This is a genomic window from Psychrobacter sp. W2-37-MNA-CIBAN-0211, from assembly GCF_040309405.1.
Taxonomy (GTDB): domain Bacteria; phylum Pseudomonadota; class Gammaproteobacteria; order Pseudomonadales; family Moraxellaceae; genus Psychrobacter; species Psychrobacter glaciei.
Genome location: NZ_JBEOOU010000284.1, coordinates 1 through 265 on the forward strand (window position 1 = coordinate 1; position 265 = coordinate 265).

Sequence of the window (265 nt, forward strand, 5' to 3'; positions counted from 1 at the left end):
TTAGAAGCGCGTGCAAAAGGGGGCCCATTTAAAGATTTATTTGATTTTTGTGCCCGAGTTGATTTAAAACGCTTAAATAAACGCGTGACCGAAAAATTAATTTATTCAGGTGCACTCGATAATTTAGGGCCAGAAAAAACCCAAGCTGGCCGTGCTACATTACTAGCTAGTTTAAAAAGTGCAATGCGGGCAGCCGACCAACACAACAAAGCTGAGCTATTAGGGCAAAGTGATTTGTTTGGTTTATTAGCCACTGAGCCTGATG

General features: G+C 41.5%; 1 protein-coding gene. It reads left to right on the forward strand.

What is annotated here, in order from left to right; all coding sequences use genetic code 11:
• On the forward strand, nt 1-265 hold a 265-nt coding region (locus tag AAEY72_RS15250; RefSeq protein ID WP_352311427.1), incomplete at both ends, for a helix-hairpin-helix domain-containing protein.